The organism is Methylocystis sp. IM3 (genome assembly GCF_038070105.1).
Classification (GTDB): Bacteria; Pseudomonadota; Alphaproteobacteria; order Rhizobiales; family Beijerinckiaceae; genus Methylocystis.
Map to the genome: position 1 here is coordinate 2,479,397 of NZ_JBBPBZ010000002.1, position 21,455 is coordinate 2,500,851.

Genomic DNA, 21,455 nt, shown 5'->3' on the forward strand with positions numbered 1-21,455 from the left:
GAGGCGGCCGCGTTCGTGTTCTTGCCAGAGGGCTCTCGCACGGAGCCGATTCGCGATTTTGGAGACCCCATGACGAACGACGCTGCTACCGAAGCGCCGCAAGCCGCCCAGTATGGCTTTGAAGCGGATGTCGCGCAGCTCCTCGAATTGATGACGCACTCCGTCTATTCGGAGCGCGAGGTATTTTTGCGCGAGCTGATCTCGAACGCGGCCGACGCCTGCGAAAAGCTGCGCTACGAGTCGCTTTCCGACGAGAAGCTCGCGGCTGAAGCGGGCGCGCCGCTGATCACCGTCACGCTGGACAAGGCGAAGCGCCAGATCATTGTCGCGGACAATGGCGTCGGCATGTCGCGCGAGGAGCTCATCAGCGCGCTGGGCGCCATCGCCAACTCCGGCACCCGCGCCTTTCTCGAAAAACTCGGCAAGGAAACTGCCGCCGAGGGCTCGTCGCTGATCGGGCGATTCGGCGTCGGCTTCTATTCCGTCTTCATGGTGGCGGACCTCGTCGAGGTGGCCACCCGCCGGGCCGGCGAGAGCGAGGCCTGGCTCTGGTCGTCCCAGGGCAAGGGAACCTATTCGATCGCGCCGCTCGCGCTCGCGGACGCGCCGCAGGTCGGCGCCCGCGTCACGCTGCATCTCAACGCCGAGAGCGACGAGTTCCTCGAGCCCTGGCGAATCGAGAACATCGTGCGCGAGCATTCCGGCGCGGTCTCGACGCCGATCGACCTCATCGAGGAGCCGGGCAAGGAGCCCCGACGCATCGCCGACGGCGTGGCGCTGTGGACCAAGCCCAAATCCGAGATTACGCCCGAGCAATATACGGACTTCTACCGGCAACTGTCGGGGGCCTTCGACGAGCCGGCGCTGGTCGCGCATTGGCGCGCGGAGGGACGCACCGAATATACGGTCCTTGCTTTCGTCCCGGGCGCGCGCCCCTTCGATCTCTTCGAGCCGAGCCGCAAGAGCAAGTCCAAGCTCTATGTGCGCCGCGTGCTGATCTCGCGTGACGTCGAACTGCTGCCGGCGTGGCTGCGTTTCGTGCGGCTCGTGGTGGACAGCGCCGACCTTCCGCTCAACGTCTCGCGCGAGATGGCGCAAAAGAGCCCTGTCCTCGCCGCGATCGGCAAGGCGGTTGCGACCCGGCTTTTGCAGGAGCTCGGCAAGCTCGCCGAGAACGAGCCTGAGAAATTCGCCACGGTCTGGGAGAATTTCGGCGCCGTCATCAAGGAGGGCCTGCACGAAGATCCGAGCCGCCGCGACGGCATCTTCGCGATCGCCCGATTCGCCTCGACGACGTCCGAAGGCAAGACCCGCACGCTCAAGGACTATGTCGCCGATCTGCGCGAGAATCAGACGGCGATCTATTACATCACCGGCGACGATGCGAAACGGCTCGCGACGAGTCCGCAGCTCGAGGGGTTCCGGGCGAGAGGCGTGGAAGTGCTGCTGCTCGACGATGCGGTGGACGCCTTCTGGGTCACGAGCGCGCTCGGCTTCGAGGGCAAGCCCTTCAAGTCGGTGACCCAGGGACAGGCCGACATCGACCTCGTTCCGCTCGTCGAAGACGCGGCCAAAGAAGCCCCGCCCGAAGCTGAGAACGTCGGCGAGCTGGTCGCGGCCCTCAAGGACACGCTCGGCGAAGAGGTGGAGGATGTGCGCGTCTCGACGCGCCTCACCGAGAGCGCCGCCTGTCTCGTCGCCTCCGAAAAGGGCCTCGACCGGCAGCTGGCGCGCCTTCTCGCCGAGAGCGGACAGAAGGGGTTGCTCGGCAAGCCCATTCTCGAGATCAACGCCAAGCATCCGGCCATCGTCTCGATTGCCGCCGTCTTGCGCGGCAGCGGTCGCGACGGCGCTGCGGATGCTATGCATCTTCTGCTCGATCAGGCGCGTATCGCCGATGGCGACTCGCCCGTCGACCCCGCGGCCTTCGCGCGTCGGCTGAGCGCCCTCATCGCCAGAAACGCGTAAGGGACAGTGCGCGGCGACCTTGCGTCCTCTCCGGCGGCGTCACAGGCGCCCTCGCGCGGCGAAGCCGTGGCGCGCGTCGTCGCCTGTCTCGTCGACAGCGGCGTCGAGCCGGAGCAGGCGCGGGACGACGCGCGCCTGCTCCTGCGCGCCGCGGCCGGGCTGACGCGGCTCGAGCTCGCCATGGCGCCCGATGCGCTCCTGACGGAGGAACAGGCGCTCCGGCTATCAGCTTTCGCGGCGCGGCGCGCGGCGCGAGAGCCGGTGTCGCGCATCCTCGGCGCGCGCGGATTCTGGACGCTCGATCTCGCCGTCATGCCCAATGTGCTCGATCCGCGGGCGGACACGGAGACTCTTGTCGAGACGACGCTTGCGCTGGTCGGAGATCGAAACGCGCCGCTCTCGATTGTCGATCTCGGCTCAGGCTCGGGCGCAATCCTCTGCGCCCTGCTGAGCGAATTGCCGCTGGCGCGCGGTCTCGCCGTCGATCTCTCGCCGGACGCCTGCGCCGCCACACGCGAAAACCTCCGCCGCTGCGGCCTCAGTGGGCGCGCTCAAGTCGTGCGCGGGCGGTGGGGCGCGTCGCTGAAAGGGCCTTTCGACGTCGTCGTTTCAAATCCGCCTTATGTGCGGGCAGGCGACCTCGTCGCGCTCGATCCGGAGGTGAGTCTCCACGACCCGGCGCTCGCGCTCGATGGCGGCGCCGATGGGCTCGTCTGCTATCGCGACATCATCGCCGATTTGGGCCGCCTGCTGGCGCCGGGCGGCCTTGCAGCCTTCGAGGTCGGCTTCGACCAGGCGGCGAGCGTCGCGGCGCTGCTTGGCGCCCATGGGTTCATCGTTGAGCGTATCGCGCGCGACGCCGCCGGGCGCGATCGCGTCGTGGCCGCTCGACCGGTGCGGCCAAGGTCGTGACATATTCGCTACACCGGTCGGTTTTTCTCCGCGTCGACGCGCCGCCGCACTTGGCGCAGGGGGGTCAAGCCACTATAGTCTTTGCAAATACAGCTGACCGACATTCGAGATGAGGATCTCGATTATTCGCGGGGCCGCCTCGCAAGCGGACACCCCGGCAAGGCCGGCAAGGGCTGGCGTGTAAGCTGCATGATCCCGGTGGATTGGGGCGACGGCCAGAGTCGCCACGCGCATTCCTTGAAGATGCGCGGCAGATGAAATCCGCCGGCTCGCATTGGAACGATCGAACGATGGCGATGCGGCCACGACGTCGCCCCAATGCGCGCAGCGAAAGACGGCAGATCAAACGGGCGCGGCCAGGCGCCCTTGTAGGCGATCCGTCCGCGCGCGCCGCTTGAGCCGCAGGCCGGATGATTATCCTTCGGCGGGAAGGAACGGCGCGTCGCGGACGCGGTCATAGCGTTATTTGCGCCGCAGCGCGCGAAGCTTTCGGGGGAGTGGATGAGACCAGGACAGAACAAGCGCATGCGGGGGCGCAGCGGCCGCAAGGGCCCGAACCCGCTGACCCGTTCTTATGAGTCGAATGGTCCCGACGTTAAGATTCGCGGCACGGCGCAACATATCGCCGAGAAATATCTCCAGCTAGCGCGCGACGCCCAGTCCTCGGGCGACACGATCATGGCGGAAAGCCTGCTTCAGCACGCCGAGCACTATTTCCGGCTGATCGCTGCGGCCCAGCAGGTCCAGCAACAAGCCAATGGCTATGGCCGCCCGCCCATGGAAGCGGAGATCGACGTCGACGAGGACGATGATTTCGCCGCCCTGCCCGACCGCTTCGCGCCGCTCTCAGAGCGCCTCCCGCAGCCGGTCTATCAGGCGCAGCCGTATAATCAGCCGCAGCCCCAGCCGCATTTCGCGCAGCCCCAGCCCCAGCCGCAGCCGCAGCCCTTCGAGGAGCGGCCAATGGGCGAGATGCGCGCCGAGCGCCCTGAGCGCATGGAGCGACCTGAACGTATGGAGCGCCCCGAGCGGATGGAGCGTGGCGAACGCCCGCCGCGGCCGGACCGTCCGCCTTTCCGCGAGCGCGGATCCGAGGGCGACCAGCAACCGCGCCGCGGCTTTCGCGAGCGGCGTTTTCAACGGCCGGAGCCTTCCGACGAACCGGCGCCGACGCTGCCCTCCTTCATCACCGCGCCTCCGGCGCGCAACCCGGCAGGGCCCGGCGAGACGGAGACGGTCGAAGTCGGCTTCGCGCCCGCCGAGCGCGGGCAGCCCCGTGAGCACGAAGGCGGCGTGAATTTCCACCTGAGCTCCCGCCGCCGCCGCCGCCCGCGCGCGGCGGTAGAAGAAGCCGCCGGCGAGGTCCGCGAGGAAGCGCCGCAAGCAACCGAGGTTCCTTTCGAGCCGGACCGCTTCTGATAGAAATCCGATGATAAGAGCCGCCCCTCGAGGCGGCTCTTTCGAATTCACAGCAGCGTGAGCGCGTCGCCTTGGGCGATGCGGCCGCTGCTCTCGATCCGGGCGTAAACGCCGCAATCGATGTGGCCGAAGCTCTTGCGCATCGTCTGGACGAGATCCATGTCGCGCCGACCCGTCCCCGGCTCGACGCCGGTCGCCGCGCAGCGATCGGTCATCTTCAGCACGGCGAGCGTGACGCCGCCGATCTTCAGACTGCGGCCGGGCCACTGCGCCTCCGCCCAGGGCTCCACCCCCTCGATATACAGATTGCCGCGAAAGCGCAGCGGATCGACGGGCGCCTCCTGCGCCGCCTCGACGGCGGCGACGCTCGCGAGATTGATCAAGGAAACGAATCCAGACGCCGAATCGGTGAAGCGAAAGCCGGCGGGCGCCTCGAGGAGCCTGACGGGACCCCGAATTTCTTCCCCCAGATAGTCGACCAGAAACGCTTCGATGGCCGCACGGCCCTCCGGGCGCCGGACATCGCCCCGCACGGCCTCACGTCCGTCCCGCGTAATGGTCAGGACTCCCGAGGCTTCGTCATAGCGGGTCGCGAGCCCCGCCAGCGCACCCTGTTTCATGAGCATGAGAAATTTGATCTTGGGCTGGTGCGTCGGGGCTGCGGGATCGAAGCCCGAGGGGCCGTGCTCCAGGGCGAAAAGCCGATCGCACGGGAAATAGCCGCCGGCGGAAAGATCGGCGAAGGAAAGCGGCTCGGGCGAGAGGCCCTTGACCGGATAGCGATAGAGACGGGCGAGGCGCATGGCGGCTCCGGGCTGGCGGCGGATGGGCCTGATGACCGGTAGAAGGCCGCCTTTGTCAAGCACGCCTTCCCCGAAGCCGCGCCCCTTTGTCGCGGCGGGCCGCTCCAGCTGAGCTTTCGCGTCTGCCCCTCTTTAACCCCCGTAAACCCTCCCCATATCGGACCCGATGGCCGCCGAAAGGGGCCAACGATCCAAGACAGAGGCGCGCTGCTGTGAGGGCTCGCCTCGAGGTCGAGAGGGAACAAGATGAATTTCGAAAAATACACCGAACGCGCGCGCGGATTCGTGCAGAGCGCGCAGTCTCTCGCCACCCGCGAGGGGCATCAGCAGTTCACGCCCGAGCATGTTCTGAAGGTTCTGCTCGATGACGAGCAGGGACTTTCCGCCGGTCTCATCGACCGCGCGGGCGGCAATTCGCGTGAGGCGCTGGCCAAGACCGAAGCCGCGCTCGCCAAGCTTCCCAAGGTCGCCGGCTCCGGCGCGGGGCAGCTTTATCTCGCGCCCGCGACGGCGCGGCTCTTCGCCAACGCCGAGCAGATTGCGCAAAAGGCTGGCGATTCCTACGTCACCGTCGAGCGCCTGCTGCTGGCGCTGGCCTTGGAGAAGGACAGCGAGGCCGCGAAGATCCTGCGCGACGCCGGCGTGACGCCGCAGACACTCAACGCGGCGATCGAGGATTTGCGCAAGGGCCGCACCGCCGACACGGCGTCGGCCGAAAACCAGTATGACGCCCTCAAGAAATACGCCCGCGATCTCACCGAGGCGGCCCGCGAGGGCAAGCTCGATCCGGTGATCGGCCGTGACGAAGAAATTCGCCGCACGGTGCAGGTGCTGTCGCGCCGCACGAAGAATAATCCCGTGCTGATCGGCGAGCCCGGCGTCGGCAAGACGGCGATCGTCGAGGGGCTGGCGCTGCGCATCGTCAATGGCGACGTTCCCGAATCGCTCGAAGACAAGAAGCTCCTCGCGCTCGACATGGGCGCGCTGATCGCCGGCGCGAAATATCGCGGCGAATTCGAGGAGCGCCTCAAGGCGGTGCTCAACGAAATCACCGCGGCGGAAGGCAAGATCATCCTTTTCATCGACGAGATGCACACGCTGGTCGGGGCCGGCAAGGCGGATGGCGCGATGGACGCGTCCAATCTGCTGAAGCCCGCGCTGGCGCGCGGCGAGCTGCATTGCGTCGGCGCGACCACGCTCGACGAATATCGCAAGCACGTCGAGAAGGACGCGGCGCTCGCGCGTCGTTTCCAGCCGGTCTTCGTCGACGAGCCGACGGTCGAGGACACGATCTCAATTCTGCGCGGTCTCAAGGAAAAATACGAGCTGCACCACGGCGTGCGCATCACCGACTCGGCGATCGTCGCCGCGGCGACCCTGTCGAACCGCTACATCGCCGACCGCTTCCTGCCCGACAAGGCGATCGACCTCGTCGACGAAGCTTCGTCGCGTCTGCGCATGCAGATCGACTCCAAGCCCGAGGAGCTCGACGAACTCGACCGCCGCATCATCCAGCTCAAGATCGAGCAGGAGGCGCTGAAGAAGGAGACCGACGCGGCGTCAAAGGACCGGCTCGCCAAGCTCGAAGGCGAGCTCGCCGATCTCGAAGAGAAGTCGGCCGCGCTGACCGCGCGCTGGAAGGCCGAGAAGGACAAGCTCGGCAGCGCCCAGAAGCTGAAGGAACAGCTCGAGGCGGCGCGCAACGAACTCGCCCAGGCCCAGCGTCGCGGCGAATATCAGCGCGCGGGCGAGCTCGCCTATGGCCTGATCCCCGACCTCGAAAAGAAGCTCGCCGACACGGAGGGCGCCGAGGCGAAGGGCGCGCTGATCGAGGAGGCCGTGACGGCGAACGACATTGCGCAGGTGGTGTCGCGCTGGACCGGCGTCCCGGTCGACAAGATGCTCGAAGGCGAGCGTGAGAAACTTCTCCACATGGAGGAGGAGCTCGCCAAGCGCGTCGTCGGGCAGCGCGAGGCGGTGGAGGCGGTCTCGACCGCCGTGCGCCGCGCCCGCGCCGGCCTGCAGGACCCGAACCGGCCGATCGGCAGCTTCATCTTCCTCGGCCCCACGGGCGTCGGCAAGACGGAGCTGACCAAGGCGCTCGCAAGCTTCCTCTTCGACGACGAGACGGCGATGGTCCGGCTCGACATGTCGGAATATATGGAGAAGCACTCGGTCGCCCGTCTGATCGGCGCGCCGCCCGGCTATGTCGGCTATGAGGAAGGCGGCGCGCTGACCGAAGCCGTTCGTCGCCGGCCCTATCAGGTCGTGCTCTTCGACGAGATCGAGAAGGCGCATCCGGACGTGTTCAACGTGCTGTTGCAGGTGCTCGACGACGGGCGTCTGACGGACGGCCAGGGCCGCACGGTCGACTTCAAGAACACGCTCATTATCATGACGTCGAATCTCGGCTCGGAATTCCTGGTGATGCAGAACGAGGGCGAGGACTCGTCCGCCGTGCACGACGAAGTGATGCAGGTGGTGCGCGCGCACTTCCGGCCGGAGTTCCTGAACCGCGTGGATGAAATCATCCTGTTCCATCGCCTGCGGCGCGAGGACATGGGCGCGATCGTCGACATCCAGGTCAAGCGGCTTCAGAAATTGCTGGAGGATCGCAAGATCACGCTGCATCTCGACGCCAAGGCGCGCGAGTGGCTCGCGAACAAGGGCTACGACCCGGCCTATGGCGCGCGTCCCCTGAAGCGCGTCATCCAGAAGGAGTTGCAGGACGCTTTGGCCGAGCGGCTGCTCGCCGGCGAGATCGTCGACGGCGCGACGGTGGAGATCTCCGCCGACGGTCCGTCGCTGACCATCGACGGCACGCCGACGCATGGCCCGGCGCGGCCGGTATTGCGGACGGTGGGAAGCGCGTAAGCGTTTTCTCGTGACCGCCGAACCTATCCGCTCGCATCCCTCCCCCTTTCGGGGAGGGATGCGCGCCCAACCAGCGCGTCACAACTTCCGCAGCGCGACTTCCTCGATCTTGTGATCGGCGCCTTTCGTCAGGATGAGGCTCGCGCGCGGGCGCGTGGGGGCGATGTTCTGGCGCAGGTTTTCGAGATTGATGCGCGTCCAGATGTCTTTTGCGACGCGCACCGTCTCCTCGTCGGAAAGATCGGCGTATTTGCGAAAGTAGGAGCGCGGATCACGGAACGCGGTTTCACGCAGGCTCAGGAAGCGATCCACATACCAGCGCTCCAGCAGATCCTCGCCCGCGTCCAGATAGACAGAGAAATCGAAGAAGTCCGAGACGAAGGGAATTTCCTTCGCCTGCCGGGAGGTGCGCGCCGCCAGCACATTGACGCCTTCGACGATGAGAATGTCGGGACCATCGACGCAGGTCGTCTCGCCCGGCACCACGTCATAGACGAGATGCGAATAGACCGGCGCGCAGACATGGCGCTGGCCGGCCTTCACAGCGGAGAGGAAGCGCAGCAGCGTCTTGTTGTCGTAGCTTTCCGGAAAGCCCTTTTTCTCCATCAGCCCTTCGCGCTCGAGCAGGGCGTTGGGCAGGAGAAAACCGTCTGTCGTGATCAGTTCGACCTTCGGCGTATTCGGCCAGCGGGAGAGCAGCGCCCGCAGGATTCGCGCGGTCGTTGATTTTCCCACGGCGACCGAGCCGGCGACGCCGATGATATAGGGAACCTTGCCGTCCTCGGCGCCGAGAAACCGCTGCGTCGCCTTGAAGAGCCCCTGGGTCGCCGCGACATAGAGCGCAAGCAGACGCGACAGCGGCAGGTAAATCTCGATGACCTCCTCGAGAGAGATCGGATCGCCGACCGATTTCAGCCGGGTGAGGTCGTCGAGGGTCAGCGTCAGCGGCGTATCGGCGCGAAGCGACGCCCATTCGGCGCGCAAAAAATGGCGATAGGGCGAGATCGCCCCGTCATTTTCGAGCGCGCTGGGCGGAGTCACTTTCCGGCTCCGCGCGACGCTTTTTCGGCAAGGCCCGACTGCGCCGTCCGCCGCCCCAGCTCCGCGAGCACGTCGCCGAGCGGAATGTCGCGCGCCTCGAGCAGCACGAGAAGATGATAAAGCACGTCGGCGGCTTCGCTCGTCAGCGCCTTGCGGTCGCCCTCCATGGCGGCGATGACCGCCTCCACCGCTTCTTCCCCGAACTTCTTGGCGATGCGCGGCGGACCGGCGTCGAAAAGGCTCTTGGTGTAGGAGGTCGAGGCGTCGTCGGCGCGGCGCGATCTGATGAGCGCTGCGAGATCGTCGAGGGTGAAGCTCATCGCCGGTTCTCCCGCCCCGTCATTGCCGCCGCTGTTCCCGATAGAAGGAAGGCTGCCGCGAAAGCCTCGCTCATTGTCACGCCTCCAAACCGTCGAGCCGCATCGGCAGGCCCGCCGCGGCCATGTGCCGCTTGGCCTGAGGGATCGTATACTCGCCGAAGTGGAAGATCGAGGCGGCGAGCACCGCCGTCGCATGGCCTTCACGAATCCCGGCGACCAGATGATCCAGATTGCCGACGCCTCCCGAGGCGATGACGGGAACGGAAACCGCGTCGGCCACGGCGCGGGTCAGGGCGATGTCGAAGCCGATCTTGGCGCCGTCGCGATCCATGGAGGTCAGGAGAATTTCGCCCGCGCCGAGCGCCGTCACCTCGCGCGCAAAATCGACGGCGTCTATGCCCGTGGGGCGGCGCCCGCCGTGGGTGAAGATTTCCCATCTTTCCGGGCCGACCTGCTTGGCGTCGATGGCGACGACGATGCATTGCGACCCGAACTTTTCCGCCGCCTCGCGCACGAACTGGCGGTTCGCGACGGCGGCGGTGTTGATCGACGCCTTGTCCGCGCCCGCGAGCAGCAGCTTGCGAATGTCGTCGAGCGTGCGCACGCCGCCGCCGACCGTCAGGGGCATGAAACAGGCTTCCGCCGTGCGCTGCACGACATCGAGAAGAATGCCGCGGTTTTCGTGGCTCGCGGTGATGTCGAGAAAGCAGAGCTCGTCCGCGCCGGCGGCGTCATAGGCGATGGCGCATTCGACCGGATCGCCGGCGTCGCGCAGATCGACGAAATTGACGCCTTTGACGACGCGGCCTTCCTTCACGTCGAGGCAGGGAATGACGCGGGCTTTCAGCATGTCAGGCCCCCAGCGAGAGAGTTCGACCCTGCGTCACGGGCCGCCATACCTCCCCCTTGCGGGGAGATATGGACTCGCGAGCAGCATCGACGGGCGTCGAGCGTCATGACGCCCTCGCCTGCCTGATCAGCGCCAGCGCCTCTGCCGGATCGAGACGCCCGTCATAGAGCGCGCGGCCGGTGATGGCGCCGGCGAGCCGGGCGCAATCGGGCTGCAAGAGGCGCTCGATATCGGCGAGCGAGGCGAGGCCGCCCGAGGCGATCACCGGAATCGTCAGCGCATTGGCGAGCGCCAGCGTCTGCTCGATGTTGAGGCCCGTTAGAATGCCGTCGCGCGCAATGTCGGTGTAGATGATGGCGGAGACGCCCGCGTCCTCGAAGCTTCTTGCAAGGTCGAGCGCCGACATGCGCGTCGTGCGCGCCCAGCCTTCGACCGCGACCATGCCGTCCTTGGCGTCGATGCCGACCGCCACGCGGCCCGGATAGACCCGCGCCGCCTCGCGCACGAAGGAGGGGTCCTTCACCGCCGCCGTGCCGATAATGATGCGCGTCACGCCCTTGTCGAGCCAGCCCGCGAGCGTGCGCATGTCGCGAATGCCGCCGCCGAGCTGGACCGGAATCGTCAGCGCGGAGAGGATCGCCTCGACGGCTGCGGCGTTGCGCGGCGCGCCCGCGAAGGCGCCGTCGAGATCGACGACATGCAGATATTCGAAGCCCTGCGCCTCGAAGGCCCGCGCCTGCTCGGCCGGATCGTCGTTGAAGACGGTGGCGCGATCCATGTCGCCCTGCGCGAGGCGGACGCACTGGCCCTCCTTCAGATCGATTGCCGGAAACAGAATCACGGGCGCCACCTCAGGAAATTGGCGATGAGCGCGAGGCCGAGCCTCTGGCTCTTTTCGGGATGGAACTGGACGCCGACGAGATTGTCGCGCGCGACGGCGGCGGTGAGCGGGACGCCGTAATCCGTCGTCGCGAGCACATGCCGCGGGTCGGCCGGCGTCAGATGATAGGAATGGACAAAATAGGCGTGCAGCCCCGTCTCGCCCGTCGGTATGCCGGAAAAGACCGGATGCGCGCGGGTCAGCGCGAGCGTGTTCCAGCCCATGTGCGGAATCTTGAGCGACGGATCGCCGGGCTCGATGGCGACGACGTCGCCGCCGACCCAGTCGAGGCCGGGCGTCTCGCCATGTTCGAGGCCGCGCGCCGCCATGAGCTGCATGCCGACGCAAATGCCCAGGAAAGGCGCGCCGCGCGCGATCACCGCTTCGTGAACGGCGTCATAGAGGCCGGGGAGCGCGAGAAGCCCCTGGCGGCAATCGGCGAAGGCGCCGACGCCCGGCAGCACTACGCGCGCCGCCCTCCGAACCGTCTCGGGGTCGTTCGTCACGCTGATGGCGCAGGAAGCGCCCGACTCGCGCGCCGCGCGTTCGAAGGCTTTCTGCGCGGAATGCAGATTGCCCGAGCCATAATCGATGATCGCCGTCGTCACGCGCCTGTCTCCACGGCGGGGGCGGGTTGCGCGCCGCGCGCCCGCAGCCGCTCGAAATAGACCGCCTCGGCCTCCTCCTCATTCTCCCCGATCACGACGTCGCTTTCGACATAGCCGCGCCGCGCCAGGGACCATGCGAGGATGCGGCCGGCTTCGAATCCGAGAAACAGCGAGACGGCGAGGCCCGCGAGGCTCATGGCGTCGGCGGGAATGCGCGCGAGCGCCCCCGCCCCGGCGACGAGCGCGAGCAGCCCCGCCCACAGGAAGGCCGGCAGCCAGGCGCGCTTCCACAGAAACCAGAAGGGCCCGAAGACGAAGGCCGATGTCGAGAAGCCGTCGCGCAGGAAAACGATCTTCTCCGGGGCCAGCCCCTCGCCCGGCCGCTCCGGCGGGACATGAACGGTAAAAGAAGTCATTGGCCCTCCCTCCTCCTCAAGGGACCTGTCGCCGGCCGCCGCTCAGGCGGTCAGCGTGCCCTTGGTGGAAGGCGCCTCGCCCTGCGTCCGCCGCGGATCCATCGCCACCGCCTTGCCGAAGGCGCGGGCGAAACCCTTGAAGGCGCTTTCGGCAATATGGTGGCTGTTGACGCCCTTCAGGCTGTCGATGTGGAGCCCGATGCGGGCCTGCACGGCGAAAGCCTGGAAGAACTCCCGCATCAGCTCCGTGTCGAAAGCGCCGATGCGCTCGGCCGGAAAGGCAACGTCATAGACGAGAAAGGGCCGCCCGGAGACATCCACCACCACGCGGGTCAGCGCCTCGTCGAGTGGAACATGGGCGTCCCCATAGCGGGCGATTCCCTTGCGGTCGCCGAGAGCGCGGTCCACCGCCTGCCCCAGCGCCAGGCCCACGTCCTCGACGGTATGATGGCCGTCGATATGCAGGTCGCCCTTGGCGAGCACCGTCAGATCGAGCGGCGCATGGCGGGCGATCTGGTCGAGCATATGGTCGAAAAAGCCGATTCCCGTCGAAATGTCGGATTTGCCCGCGCCGTCGAGATCGACGGCGACGGTAATCGTCGTTTCCTTGGTTTTGCGCTCGATGGTGGCGCTGCGCATCTGAGAATAGGCCCTTCCGGAAAGCCGCCGCCGAAAGAGCCGCCGGCCGCGAGCGGCCAGCTTGTAGCAATTTCATCGCCTTTCCGCCACCCGTGAACGCCCGAATCCATCTGGCCCGCGGGCGGGCGCGACAAGCTTGTCCGTTACCTTTAAAAAAAACCTCTCCGCGCCTTAACCCTCTTGCCGATGGGGAGCGGCCGCGCCCTTGCTCGGGCCGTGAGAAGCCCCTACATGCGCCTAACATGTTGCGCGGGATGGCTCGGGAATGGAAAGCGAACAAGAGAAGTCGCGATCGATGCATGCGACGACGATCATATTGGTGAAGAAAAAGGGCGAGACGGTCATCGCCGGCGATGGCCAGGTGAGCCTCGGCCAGACCATCATGAAAGGCAACGCCCGCAAGGTTCGCCGGCTCGGCAAGGGCGACGTGATCGCGGGCTTCGCCGGCGCGACCGCCGACGCCTTCACCCTCTTCGAACGGCTCGAGACCAAGCTCGAACAATATCCCGGCCAATTGATGCGCGCCTGCGTGGAGCTCGCCAAGGACTGGCGCATGGACCGCTATCTGCGCCGGCTCGAGGCCATGATGCTGGTCGCCGACAGGAATGTGGGGCTCGTTCTCACGGGCTCGGGCGATGTGCTGGAGCCCGAGACGTCGGAGGGCGGCGCCGTCGCGGCGATCGGCTCGGGCGGCAATTATGCGCTGGCCGCCGGCCGCGCGCTGATCGACACGGAGGCCGACGCAGAGGCCATAGCGCGGCGCGCGATGAACATCGCCGCCGACATTTGCGTCTACACAAATCACAATATCGTGGTGGAGAAAATCTAAATGGCCGATTTCTCGCCGCGCGAGATCGTCTCCGAGCTCGATCGCTATATCGTGGGCCAGAGCGACGCCAAGCGCGCCGTCGCCATCGCCCTGCGCAATCGCTGGCGCCGCCTGCAACTGCAAGGGCAGATGCGCGAAGAGGTGATGCCCAAGAACATTCTCATGATCGGCCCGACGGGTTGCGGCAAGACAGAGATCGCGCGCCGCCTCGCCCGCCTCGCCAATGCGCCCTTTCTCAAGGTCGAAGCGACGAAATTCACGGAAGTCGGCTATGTCGGCCGCGACGTGGAGCAGATCGTGCGCGACCTGATGGAGGTCGCGATCGTCATGGTGAAGGAGCGCCGCCGCAAGGAAGTGCAGGCGCGCGCCGAAAAGGCGACCGAAGAACGCATCCTCGACGCGCTCGTCGGCCCCGCCTCCTCGCCCGCGACGCGCGAGACTTTCCGCAAGAGGCTGCGCGACGGCGAGATCGACGACAAGGAAATCGAAGTCGAGTTGCAGCAGAGCGGCGGCGGCATGCCGATGTTCGAATTGCCGAACACGCCGGGCGGCGGTAGCGTCTCGGCCTTTTCGCTCGGCGATCTCTTCGGCAAGGCGATGCAGCGCGGCAAGCCGCGCAAGCTCACGGTGCAGGAGGCGCGCGGGCCGCTGCTCGCCGAAGAGAGCGACAAGCTCATCGACCAGGAGGCGAGCGTCCGCGAAGCGATCCACGAGGTCGAGAACAATGGCATCGTGTTCATCGACGAAATGGACAAGATCTGCGCCCGCGAGGGCCGCGGCGGCGCCGATGTCTCGCGCGAGGGCGTGCAGCGCGACCTGCTGCCGCTGATCGAGGGCACGACCGTCGCGACGAAACACGGCCCGGTCAAGACCGACCATGTGCTCTTCATCGCCTCGGGCGCCTTCCATGTCGCCAAGCCGTCGGACCTGCTTCCCGAACTTCAGGGCCGCCTGCCGATCCGCGTGGAGCTCGCCTCGCTCAACGAGGAGGATTTCCGCCGCATCCTCACCGAGACGGAAGCCTGCCTGACCAAGCAATATGTGGCGCTCATGGGCACGGAAGGGGTGACGCTGGAATTTTCGCCCTCCGCCATCGACGCCATCGCCAAGGTCGCCGTCGCGGTCAACACCTCGGTCGAGAACATCGGCGCCCGCCGCCTGCAAACGGTCATGGAGCGGGTGCTCGACGACATCAGCTTCTCGGCCTCGGACCGCGCCGGCGAGAAGATTGCGATCGACGGGGAGTTTGTCGAGAAGCACATCGGCGATCTGGCCAAGAACCGGGATTTGAGCCGGTTCATTTTGTGATGCGAGGATGCGGGGCGAAAGCCCCGCGCCTGACGTCCCTCGGCCGGGGACGGGAGTCACGACCCGCCCGGTCGGCGCCGCGCACTTGCGCCAGCGCCCCGGCATTGCCATAAGACCCGCCAAAGTTCCTCAACCTTCGGCGCAGCCCATGTCCAGCTTCCCCCAGCGCGTCTTCTCCGGCGTGCAATCCACCGGCAACCTCCATCTCGGCAACTATCTCGGCGCCATCGTCAAGTTCGTGGAGCTGCAGAAAAGCTTCGAATGCCTTTACTGCGTCGTCGACCTGCACGCGATCACCGTTCCGCAGGACCCGATCGAACTGCGCAACAATACGCGCGAAATCGCGGCGGCCTTCCTCGCCTGCGGGATCGACCCCAAGAAGAACATCGTCTTCAATCAAAGCCAGGTGCCCGAGCACGCCGAACTCGCCTGGGTGCTGAACTGCGTCGCCCGCATCGGCTGGCTCAATCGCATGACCCAGTTCAAGGACAAGGCCGGCAAGGACCGCGAGAACGCCTCCGTCGGCCTCCTCGACTATCCCGTGCTGATGGCGGCCGACATTCTGATCTATCGCGCCACCCATGTGCCGGTCGGCGACGACCAGAAGCAGCATCTGGAGCTTGCGCGCGACATTGCGCAAAAGTTCAACAATGACTTCGGGCCGTCGATCGAGCGCAATGGCTTCGGAGGCGCCTTCTTCCCCCTGCCCGAGCCGCTGATCTCCGGCCCCGCGACGCGCGTGATGAGCCTGCGCGACGGCACGAAGAAAATGTCGAAGTCCGACGCCTCGGAATATTCGCGCATCAATCTCTCGGACGACGCCGATCAGATTGCGCAAAAGGTAAAGAAGGCGAAGACCGATCCCGAGCCTTTGCCCTCGGAGGAGAAAGGGCTCGAAGGGCGCCCCGAGGCGGAGAATCTGGTTGGGATTTACGCGGCGCTCTCCGGCCGCTCCAAGACGGACGTGCTCGCGGAATTCGGCGGCGCCAATTTCTCGACCTTCAAGAGCGCGCTCGTCGACCTCGCGGTGGCGAAGCTCTCGCCCATCACGGCGCAGATGCGCCGCATCCGCGAGGACGAAACCTATATCGACACGGTGCTGCGCGACGGCTCCGAACGCGCCCGCGCCATCGCCCGCGAGAATATGAACGCGGTGAAGGATATCGTCGGGTTTCTGAGATAAACGGCCACGAAGCCCCCTCGCCACTCAGGGAGGGGGCTATTGTCCCAAACTCTCTGGCCTCGGCCCGCCGATCGCCCAATCCAGAAGCTCCACAGTGTGCACGATCGGAAACGTCGTTCCGGCGCCGATCTGCGTCATGCAGCCAAGATTGCCGGCGGCAATGACGTCCGGCGCGAGGCTTTCGATATTGGCCACCTTCCGCGCGCGAAGCTTCCCGGCCATCTCGGGCTGCAAAAGATTGTAGGTTCCCGCCGAGCCGCAGCAGATGTGGCCCTCAGGAACAGCCAGAACCTCGAATCCCGCGCGCTCCAGAACCGCCGCGGGCGCGCGCGTGATCTTCTGGCCGTGCTGAAGCGAGCAGGCGGAATGATAGGCGACGCGCAGGCGCGGCGCGGCGCCGGTCGGGGTCAGCTCCAGTCGCTCGACGAGTTCGCTCACGTCGCAGGCGAGCGCCGAAATACGTCCGGCTTTCTCGGCGAGCCTCGCATCGTTGCGGAACATGAAGCCATAGTCCTTCACGCTGGTCCCGCAGCCCGACGTATTGACGACGATATGGTCGAGGCCGCCATTTTCGATCTCGCGCGTCCAGGCCTCGATATTGCGGCGCGCCAGCGCGTGCGACTGGCCGGTCTTGCCCAGATGGTGCGGGAGCGCGCCGCAACAGCCCGCGCCCTGCGCCACCACGACTTCGACGCCATGGCGCGTCAGCAGCCGCACGGTCGCTTCATTGATGCGCGTGTCGAGGACGGTCTGCGCGCAGCCATTCAGCAAGGCGACTCGCAATCTGCGGACGCCAAGGGCGGGTAAAATTTGCGGGCGGTCGACCTGCGAGGGCGGCGAGACCTTGTCGGGCGCGAGCGCCAGAAGCGGGCGCAGGGGCGCGGGCAACCGCCCGGCGAAGGGCTTGAGTCGCGCCGCCGCGCGCAGCGCGACCCTGAACAGCGCGGGCCGCGTCAGCACAACAGCGAGCAATGCGCGCAGCGCCCGGTCCGCGACGGCACGGCGATAAGTCTTCTCGATATGGGCGCGCGCATGATCGACGAGATGCATGTAATGCACGCTCGAGGGACAGGTCGTCATGCAGGACAGACAGGACAGGCACCGATCCACGTGCCGCGCCGTGCGCGCATCGGCCGGATGCGCGTTCTCCAGCATTTCCTTGATGAGATAGATGCGCCCGCGCGGGGAATCGAGCTCGTCCCCGGTGAGCAGATAGGTCGGACAGGTCGCGGTGCAAAAGCCGCAATGCACGCAGGCGCGCAGGATTTTCTCCGATTGCGCCATGTCGGGATCGGCGAGCGCCGCAAGCGAGAAGTGCGTCTGCATCTCAATACTCCGCCCGCATCCGTCCGCGCTCCAGAACATGCGCCGGATCGAAACTTTCTTTTACGCGTCGCGTAAGAGCCGCGAGCGGCGCGGGCTGGGGGTGAAAGACATCGACCTTCGCGCGCGTCTCGTCCGCAGCGCGAATGAGCGTCGCATGGCCCCCGAAACGGTCGACGGCGGCGCGCACGGCGCGCGCATGGGCGTCCGACGCGGCTTCGAGACAGAGCCAGACGAGCCCGCCGCACCAGTCGTAGAAATGCGCGAGGATCGGCGCGCCGCCGCGCCGCAGCGCCGCGACCGCCTCGGCGCCATCGGTCGGCGCGAGCGACAGGCGCCAAACCTGGCCGGAATGCCCGGCGATGGGCGCGGCGTCGCGCACCGACGCCCAAAGCGCGGCGGAGGCGTCCTGCGCCAGCGTCTCGAACTCGGCGCCGCTGTCGGCAAGATCGGCGACGAGCGCATCGCGCCGCGTCGCCACGGATATCTCGGGGCCTTCGAGACGCAGCGCCGCAACATTGCGGTCTCGCCCCAAGGGGCCGGCGCCGGCGGGCAGCATGGCGAATGACGACGCCTCATGCGGCGATCCGGCCGCGCGACGCAATTGTGCGAGGCTCTGCGCCTCGTCGAGACCGACGACGAGCAAAGTCTGCTCCGTTTCCGCTTTGGGCAGAACCTTCAGCGTCACTTCCGTGAGAAGCGCGAGCGTTCCATAGGAGCCGCAGACGAGCTTGGAGAGATCGTAGCCGGTGACGTTCTTCATGACGCGGCCGCCGGATTTCACTTTCTCGCCGCGCCCCGTCACACAGTGAAAGCCGAGAACATGATCGCGCGCGGCGCCCGCCTTGATGCGGCGCGGCCCCGAGGCGTTCACGGCGATCGCGCCGCCGATGGTGGCGCTGCGCGTCGCGCCGCCGAGAAGCGGCGCGTGATCCATCGGCTCGAAGGCGAGCTGCTGGCGATGGGCGTCGAGAAGCGACTCGATCTCGGCGAGGGGCGTGCCGGCGCCAGCCGAAATCACGAGCTCCTCGGGCTCGTAAAGCGTCACGCCCGCGAGCGCGCGCGTCGAGAGCGCGCGCGGCGCCGGCGCATGGCGCCCAAGTCGCCTCTTGGACCCGGCGCCGATGACGCCGAGCGGCTGGTTGCGCGCATTGGCGGCGCGCAGCGCCTCCACCGCATCGGCGGCGTCGCGAATTTCAAGCGTGTCGAGCGCGGCGGCGTCCATGCGGTCAGAACCTCGGCAGATCAGGGAAAGGCGTCTTGCCGCCCGAGACATGCATCATGCCGAATTCCGCGCAACGATGCAGGGTCGGAAACACCTTGCCGGGGTTGAGGCGGTTCATCGAGTCGAATGCGCATTTGACGCTCATCTGCTGTTCGAGATCCGTTTCGGTGAACATCTCGCCCATCAGATCGCGCTTCTCGACGCCGACGCCATGTTCCCCGCTGAGCACGCCGCCCACGGAAACGCAGAGGCGCAAAATGTCGAAGCCGACTTTCTCGGCGCGCGCCACGTCGCCCTCGATGGACGCGTCATAGAGAATCAGCGGATGCAGATTGCCGTCGCCGGCGTGAAAGACATTGGCGACCTGCAGGCCTTGGGCCTTTGCGATCTCGTCCATCCCCGCGAGCACCTCCGGCAGGCGCCCGCGCGGGATCGTGCCGTCCATGCACAGATAATCGGGCTTGATGCAGGAAACGGCGGGAAAGGCGTTCTTGCGGCCCGCCCAGAATTGCAGGCGCTCCGTCTCGCTCGTCGAAATCTTCGTCGTGGTCGCGCCCTCGTCGCGCGCGATCGCCTCGACGACGCCGACGAGAAGGTCCACTTCCGCCTGCGTGCCGTCGAGCTCGACGAGCACGAGGGCTTCCGCGTCGAGCGGATAGCCGCAGGGCTGGAAACGCTCGACCGCGTGGATCGTCGCCTTGTCCATCATTTCCATGCCGCCCGGAATGATCCCGCGCGCGATCACGGCGCCGACGAAGTGCGCGCCGGCCGTCACGCTCGGGAAGCCGACGAGAAGACAACGTGCGACGGCGGGCTTTGGCAGGATACGGACGGTGACTTCCGTCACGACGCCGAGCAATCCCTCCGAACCGGTCATGAGGCCGAGCAGATCATAGGCCTCGCTGTCGAGATGCTTGCCGCCGAGCCGCACGATCTCGCCGCCCATCAGCACGACTTCGAGCCCGAGGATATTGTTGGTGGTCAGCCCGTATTTGAGACAGTGAACGCCGCCGGCGTTTTCCGCGACATTGCCGCCGATGGAGCAGGCGATCTGGGAGGACGGATCGGGCGCATAATAGAAGCTCCTGCCCTCCACGGCGCGCGTGATCGCGAGGTTCTGCACGCCGGGCTGCACGCGGGCGCAACGGTTTTCGTAATCTATCTCGAGGACGCGGTTGAACTTCGACAGGCCGAGAAGAATGCCGTCCTCGAGCGGCATGGAGCCGCCGGAGAGCGAGGTTCCCGCGCCGCGCGGCACGATCTTGACGTTCATCTCGGCGGCGAGCGCCATGATCGCGCTCACCTGCGCCACCGTCTCGGGCAGCGCCACCACGAGCGGCAGCGCCCGATACATGGTGAAACCATCGCATTCATAGGCCCGGCGCGCGGTCTCGTCGACGATGAGGCCGGACTCGGGAAGGATGGCGGAGAGCCGCTCGACGAGTTCCTCGCGGCGCGCGAGAATCTCGGGCTCCGGCGCGGGCATGATGAGCGTCATGGCGGGCGCCTCCTTGCGCGTCGTCTTCCGGCATAGGCGCAGCCCGCTGGCCGCCGGGCCATTGCGCCCGCCGCCCTGCCGTGGGATTTCCTAAAGGATTTTGTTTGGCTTTGGAAATCGCCCAGCCGAGCGCAAGCCTGACCGACGCTAGGTAGGGATGCCAGAAGGAGAACTCATGAAAACGAAATTCGCCCTGTCGCTCGCCGACGCCAAGCGCGCCGCCGCCGCCGCGGCGGAGGAAGCGCGGCGCAACGACTGGAGCGTCGTGATCGCCATCGTCGATGACGCGGGCCTCCTCGTCTATCTGGAGCGCCTCGACGGAGTGCAGCCCGCCTCCTGCGACATCGCCCAGCACAAGGCGCGCGCCGCCGCGCTGTTTCGGCGCCCCACCAAGGCGCTGGAGGAAACGGTCGCCGGCGGCCGCGTGGCGCTGCTCAGCCTGCCGCATATCACCCCGGTCGAAGGTGGGCTGCCGCTGCTGCACGAAGGCCAGGTCGTCGGCGCGATCGGCGTATCCGGCGTGCAGTCTTTCGAAGACGGGATTGTGGCCAGGGCCGGCGCAGACGCCCTCAATGGAGGGGGTGAGAAAGCCTAAAGGTCTCCGCCGCCAAGCGCGCGGCGGGCGCGCCCCACGGCGTCGGGCGGCGTCGATATTCCGGCGGCGAAATCCATCAGCATAGTTTCGTCGCCGGCAAGATGATCGAGCACCGCCAGCTGGAAGCCGCGGTCGGCGACGAGCGCGCGCACGTCGCCCGCATCGAGCCCGGTCAGGGCCAGAAAACGCGCGACGCGATCCTCGTCCTGCGCGAGATAGGCGAGGGCCAGCAGCGCCAGCTCGGACGCCGCCGGACCATCGACGCCAATCCCATTGTGATTCGACTCGATCCTGCCGGCTTTCATTAAGATTTCCGTGCTAATTTAAATCTCTGACGGCGCGCGAAGGTCCCCGCCCTAAGCGTGGCATCGAGAGTGGGTCCATGAAGAAAACCGTCCTCATCGTAGAGGATAACGAACTCAATATGAAGCTCTTCAACGATCTGTTGGAGGCGAACGGATACGCCACGCTGCGCACGAAGAGCGGCGTGGAGGCGATCGCGCTCGCGCGCGATCATCGCCCCGATTTGATCCTGATGGACATTCAGCTGCCCGAGGTCAGCGGGCTGGAAGTGACGCGCTGGCTCAAGGACGACGAGGAGTTGCGCGCCATTCCCATCATCGCCGTCACCGCCTTCGCCATGAAGGGAGACGAGGAGAAAATTCGCCAGGGCGGCTGCGAAGCCTATCTCTCCAAGCCGATCTCGGTGGCGAAGTTTCTGGAAACCGTCAATTCGTTCCTCGCGGAAAAGCCTTAGGAGGCGC

21 protein-coding genes are annotated in these 21,455 nt (G+C 66.6%); 9 read left to right on the forward strand and 12 right to left on the reverse strand.

From position 1 onward, the window contains the following. Window positions 1–69: 69 nt before the first annotated feature. From htpG to WOC76_RS14105, 3 genes are all read left to right on the forward strand, one after another. On the forward strand, window positions 70–1,968 hold the full coding sequence (gene htpG / locus WOC76_RS14095) for a molecular chaperone HtpG (RefSeq protein ID WP_341106031.1): 1,899 nt from the start codon (window positions 70–72) through the stop codon (window positions 1,966–1,968). A gap of 6 nt (window positions 1,969–1,974) precedes the next feature. Next, the gene (prmC, locus tag WOC76_RS14100) at window positions 1,975–2,880 is read left to right on the forward strand and encodes a peptide chain release factor N(5)-glutamine methyltransferase (RefSeq protein WP_341106029.1); all 906 of its coding nucleotides are present in this window, start codon (window positions 1,975–1,977) and stop codon (window positions 2,878–2,880) included. A gap of 501 nt (window positions 2,881–3,381) precedes the next feature. Continuing rightward, complete coding sequence (locus tag WOC76_RS14105) at window positions 3,382–4,299, forward strand: DUF4167 domain-containing protein (protein ID WP_341106028.1); 918 nt, start codon at window positions 3,382–3,384, stop codon at window positions 4,297–4,299. A 47-nt stretch (window positions 4,300–4,346) separates the two neighbouring features. On the opposite strand, the gene WOC76_RS14110 is transcribed toward WOC76_RS14105, so the two are convergent. Continuing rightward, window positions 4,347–5,102 carry an MOSC domain-containing protein gene (locus WOC76_RS14110; protein WP_341106026.1) on the reverse strand — a complete coding sequence of 252 codons (756 nt, stop codon included), beginning with the start codon at window positions 5,100–5,102 and terminating at the stop codon, window positions 4,347–4,349. Window positions 5,103–5,348: 246 nt separating this feature from the next. On the opposite strand from WOC76_RS14110, the gene clpB reads away from it, so the two are divergent. Continuing rightward, the gene (clpB, locus tag WOC76_RS14115) at window positions 5,349–7,976 is read left to right on the forward strand and encodes an ATP-dependent chaperone ClpB (protein WP_341106024.1); all 2,628 of its coding nucleotides are present in this window, start codon (window positions 5,349–5,351) and stop codon (window positions 7,974–7,976) included. A gap of 78 nt (window positions 7,977–8,054) precedes the next feature. Here clpB and coaA read toward each other — a convergent pair whose 3' ends face one another. The 7 genes from coaA to hisB form a co-directional block, all read right to left on the reverse strand. Continuing rightward, entirely contained in the window at window positions 8,055–9,017 is a 963-nt protein-coding gene (coaA, locus tag WOC76_RS14120) for a type I pantothenate kinase (protein ID WP_341388739.1), read from the reverse strand. Then, entirely contained in the window at window positions 9,014–9,337 is a 324-nt protein-coding gene (locus tag WOC76_RS14125) for a phosphoribosyl-ATP diphosphatase (protein ID WP_341106020.1), read from the reverse strand. The genes coaA and WOC76_RS14125 overlap by 4 nt, the downstream gene beginning before the upstream one ends. Before the next feature lie 76 nt (window positions 9,338–9,413). Then, the gene (gene hisF / locus WOC76_RS14130) at window positions 9,414–10,187 is read right to left on the reverse strand and encodes an imidazole glycerol phosphate synthase subunit HisF (RefSeq protein WP_341106018.1); all 774 of its coding nucleotides are present in this window, start codon (window positions 10,185–10,187) and stop codon (window positions 9,414–9,416) included. A 103-nt stretch (window positions 10,188–10,290) separates the two neighbouring features. Further along, window positions 10,291–11,028, reverse strand: coding sequence for a 1-(5-phosphoribosyl)-5-[(5-phosphoribosylamino)methylideneamino]imidazole-4-carboxamide isomerase (hisA, locus tag WOC76_RS14135; RefSeq protein WP_341106017.1), 738 nt, complete (start codon window positions 11,026–11,028; stop codon window positions 10,291–10,293). After that, complete coding sequence (hisH, locus tag WOC76_RS14140) at window positions 11,025–11,675, reverse strand: imidazole glycerol phosphate synthase subunit HisH (protein ID WP_341106014.1); 651 nt, start codon at window positions 11,673–11,675, stop codon at window positions 11,025–11,027. The genes hisA and hisH overlap by 4 nt, the downstream gene beginning before the upstream one ends. Beyond that, entirely contained in the window at window positions 11,672–12,091 is a 420-nt protein-coding gene (locus tag WOC76_RS14145) for a DUF2628 domain-containing protein (protein WP_341106013.1), read from the reverse strand. The genes hisH and WOC76_RS14145 overlap by 4 nt, the downstream gene beginning before the upstream one ends. 42 nt (window positions 12,092–12,133) lie before the next feature. Further along, window positions 12,134–12,730: an imidazoleglycerol-phosphate dehydratase HisB gene (hisB, locus tag WOC76_RS14150; RefSeq protein ID WP_341106012.1), complete on the reverse strand. Its 597-nt coding sequence runs from the start codon at window positions 12,728–12,730 to the stop codon at window positions 12,134–12,136. 265 nt (window positions 12,731–12,995) lie between these two features. Between hisB and hslV the strand changes: the two genes are divergently transcribed. The 3 genes from hslV to trpS all read left to right on the forward strand — a co-directional run bounded on the left by hslV (window position 12,996) and on the right by trpS (window position 16,050). Beyond that, window positions 12,996–13,559, forward strand: coding sequence for an ATP-dependent protease subunit HslV (gene hslV, locus WOC76_RS14155; RefSeq protein ID WP_341106010.1), 564 nt, complete (start codon window positions 12,996–12,998; stop codon window positions 13,557–13,559). Then, window positions 13,560–14,867, forward strand: coding sequence for an ATP-dependent protease ATPase subunit HslU (hslU, locus tag WOC76_RS14160; RefSeq protein WP_341106008.1), 1,308 nt, complete (start codon window positions 13,560–13,562; stop codon window positions 14,865–14,867). A gap of 148 nt (window positions 14,868–15,015) precedes the next feature. Then, on the forward strand, window positions 15,016–16,050 hold the full coding sequence (gene trpS / locus WOC76_RS14165) for a tryptophan--tRNA ligase (RefSeq protein ID WP_341106006.1): 1,035 nt from the start codon (window positions 15,016–15,018) through the stop codon (window positions 16,048–16,050). Window positions 16,051–16,086: 36 nt separating this feature from the next. Here the strand turns inward: trpS and glcF are convergent, their stop codons facing one another. From glcF to WOC76_RS14180, 3 genes are read right to left on the reverse strand one after another with little or no spacing between them, the layout of a single operon-like run. Then, window positions 16,087–17,376: a glycolate oxidase subunit GlcF gene (gene glcF, locus WOC76_RS14170; protein ID WP_341106004.1), complete on the reverse strand. Its 1,290-nt coding sequence runs from the start codon at window positions 17,374–17,376 to the stop codon at window positions 16,087–16,089. Between the two features lies 1 nt (window position 17,377). Then, window positions 17,378–18,598 carry a glycolate oxidase subunit GlcE gene (gene glcE / locus WOC76_RS14175; RefSeq protein ID WP_341106002.1) on the reverse strand — a complete coding sequence of 407 codons (1,221 nt, stop codon included), beginning with the start codon at window positions 18,596–18,598 and terminating at the stop codon, window positions 17,378–17,380. Between the two features lie 4 nt (window positions 18,599–18,602). Continuing rightward, complete coding sequence (locus WOC76_RS14180; protein WP_341105999.1) at window positions 18,603–20,096, reverse strand: FAD-linked oxidase C-terminal domain-containing protein; 1,494 nt, start codon at window positions 20,094–20,096, stop codon at window positions 18,603–18,605. A gap of 175 nt (window positions 20,097–20,271) precedes the next feature. Here WOC76_RS14180 and WOC76_RS14185 point away from each other — a divergent pair, with 175 nt between their 5' ends. Next, entirely contained in the window at window positions 20,272–20,691 is a 420-nt protein-coding gene (locus tag WOC76_RS14185; RefSeq protein WP_341105998.1) for a GlcG/HbpS family heme-binding protein, read from the forward strand. Here the strand turns inward: WOC76_RS14185 and WOC76_RS14190 are convergent. Then, on the reverse strand, window positions 20,688–20,996 hold the full coding sequence (locus tag WOC76_RS14190) for a DUF3572 family protein (RefSeq protein WP_341105996.1): 309 nt from the start codon (window positions 20,994–20,996) through the stop codon (window positions 20,688–20,690). The two genes, WOC76_RS14185 and WOC76_RS14190, sit on opposite strands and share 4 nt — an antisense overlap. Before the next feature lie 77 nt (window positions 20,997–21,073). Here WOC76_RS14190 and WOC76_RS14195 point away from each other — a divergent pair, with 77 nt between their 5' ends. Continuing rightward, window positions 21,074–21,448, forward strand: coding sequence for a response regulator (locus WOC76_RS14195; RefSeq protein WP_341105994.1), 375 nt, complete (start codon window positions 21,074–21,076; stop codon window positions 21,446–21,448). Window positions 21,449–21,455 lie beyond the last annotated feature (7 nt).

Bases quoted from the DNA above. Each gene is read 5' to 3' on its own strand.
- WOC76_RS14105 (WP_341106028.1), top strand. From the start codon at position 3,382: ATGAGACCAGGACAGAACAAGCGCATGCGGGGGCGCAGCGGCCGCAAG.
- hslU (WP_341106008.1), top strand. From the start codon at position 13,560: ATGGCCGATTTCTCGCCGCGCGAGATCGTCTCCGAGCTCGATCGCTAT.
- glcE (WP_341106002.1), bottom strand. From the start codon at position 18,598: ATGGACGCCGCCGCGCTCGACACGCTTGAAATTCGCGACGCCGCCGAT.
- hisF (WP_341106018.1), bottom strand. From the start codon at position 10,187: ATGCTGAAAGCCCGCGTCATTCCCTGCCTCGACGTGAAGGAAGGCCGC.
- WOC76_RS14145 (WP_341106013.1), bottom strand. From the start codon at position 12,091: ATGACTTCTTTTACCGTTCATGTCCCGCCGGAGCGGCCGGGCGAGGGG.
- WOC76_RS14185 (WP_341105998.1), top strand. From the start codon at position 20,272: ATGAAAACGAAATTCGCCCTGTCGCTCGCCGACGCCAAGCGCGCCGCC.
- WOC76_RS14125 (WP_341106020.1), bottom strand. From the start codon at position 9,337: ATGAGCTTCACCCTCGACGATCTCGCAGCGCTCATCAGATCGCGCCGC.
- glcF (WP_341106004.1), bottom strand. From the start codon at position 17,376: ATGCAGACGCACTTCTCGCTTGCGGCGCTCGCCGATCCCGACATGGCG.
- htpG (WP_341106031.1), top strand. From the start codon at position 70: ATGACGAACGACGCTGCTACCGAAGCGCCGCAAGCCGCCCAGTATGGC.
- trpS (WP_341106006.1), top strand. From the start codon at position 15,016: ATGTCCAGCTTCCCCCAGCGCGTCTTCTCCGGCGTGCAATCCACCGGC.
- WOC76_RS14180 (WP_341105999.1), bottom strand. From the start codon at position 20,096: ATGACGCTCATCATGCCCGCGCCGGAGCCCGAGATTCTCGCGCGCCGC.
- hslV (WP_341106010.1), top strand. From the start codon at position 12,996: ATGGAAAGCGAACAAGAGAAGTCGCGATCGATGCATGCGACGACGATC.
- WOC76_RS14195 (WP_341105994.1), top strand. From the start codon at position 21,074: ATGAAGAAAACCGTCCTCATCGTAGAGGATAACGAACTCAATATGAAG.
- WOC76_RS14190 (WP_341105996.1), bottom strand. From the start codon at position 20,996: ATGAAAGCCGGCAGGATCGAGTCGAATCACAATGGGATTGGCGTCGAT.
- WOC76_RS14110 (WP_341106026.1), bottom strand. From the start codon at position 5,102: ATGCGCCTCGCCCGTCTCTATCGCTATCCGGTCAAGGGCCTCTCGCCC.
- hisB (WP_341106012.1), bottom strand. From the start codon at position 12,730: ATGCGCAGCGCCACCATCGAGCGCAAAACCAAGGAAACGACGATTACC.
- clpB (WP_341106024.1), top strand. From the start codon at position 5,349: ATGAATTTCGAAAAATACACCGAACGCGCGCGCGGATTCGTGCAGAGC.